A 1,266-nucleotide genomic window follows, 5' to 3' on the forward strand; every position below is an offset into this window, starting at 1 on the left:
TCAGACCAATGAGAATGGCGGTTTTAAGGCCGATAATGCTGAGACCAATGGCATAACTGCAACCCAGGGCGAGCATGACCAGCAGTTGGCCACGCAGAAAGGCCATCAGCATGGTGTCGGCATCCCGGCTCAAAAGACGTATTAAGGGTGCATGCTTTTGCGGAATCCACTGATCAATCCGGACCAGCAAACGCGGCCAGTCCCGTAATAAATAAAAACCCAGAACCGGCACCAGAATGATGCTTAATGCGCTGGTCAATAGCCCTGACCCGGAGCTCAACGCAACTTGTACGCCATGTCCCAGCCATGTGGCCAGTTTCTGGGCATTACTGGTGGCATAGTGGGAAACAGCGCCGCTATCCAGTTGAATACCCGTTGCTGCGGCAATTTGCGGGATCAAACGGCTTTGCAGTAATCCTCCATATTTTTGCAGATACTCCACAAAAAGCAGGGATTGATGCTTGATGACCGGTAACAGGGCCATGATGCTACCCGCAAAAATCAGCAGGACAATCACAAACACCAATGTGGTGCCCCAACTGCGTCCAATGCGATGACGCTGGAGATAAGTCACCAGAGGGTTGCCCAGATAGGCGAGAATGGCTGCCAGTAAAAAGGGGGTAAGAACGGGAGACAGACGAATCGTCAACCAGCCCAGCAAAATCAAAATGGCCAGGAAAAAAAAGCGTTGCATGAATTGACGTATGCTCCGTGTGGATCAAGCCGCGAATTCGCAGAGTATATCAGTCGTGTAGGGTTCGGCTACGGGCGTTCCTGTCGATGCCGAGAATATCCATGAAGGTGGAAAGTACTCGGGATCTTTGCAGACTTTTGGGGACGGCAATATAGCTTCTCCAGACCGGACTGGGGGCGGCTATGCGGATACCATGAAGTCCCCAATCCAGGCGTTTTTCAAAAACCGTTCGGGTGATGAAGCCTACTCCGAGTCCGGCTTGAACCATGGCGCCCACCGATTCCACATCAGCTACTTCCACGAAGCGTTGTGGCTGAATATCTCTGGCGTTAAAAACGCCTTCCATGATTTTGCGCACACCCGAGGAAGGTTCCCGCCAGATGATTGGATAAACCTGAAAATCCTGAATGGGAACTTCCGCGTGAATGGCCAGGGGATGGTCATGGGGGACGATGGCAATAATTTCATCCGCACACCAGGGCAGTTTTTCGTAGTAGGCGGGGAGGTTGGGAATATCCATATCCCCCTCAAAAAAAAGAATGTCAATTTCGGAAAGCTGAATATCCTGCCAG

The 1,266-nt window shown here is 51.5% G+C and carries 2 protein-coding genes; both read right to left on the bottom strand.

Annotation, left to right across the window (positions count from 1 at the left end; genetic code table 11):
• Positions 1 to 694: AI-2E family transporter (locus tag AC2VLY_RS15635; RefSeq protein ID WP_486922598.1), on the bottom strand; the 694-nt coding region annotated here is incomplete at its 3' end.
• Positions 695 to 743: 49 nt separating this feature from the next.
• A partial coding sequence (locus tag AC2VLY_RS15640) for a LysR family transcriptional regulator substrate-binding protein (protein ID WP_486922599.1) occupies positions 744 to 1,266 on the bottom strand: 523 nt, incomplete at its 5' end.

This window comes from Acidithiobacillus sp. TH-A36 (assembly GCF_057473445.1).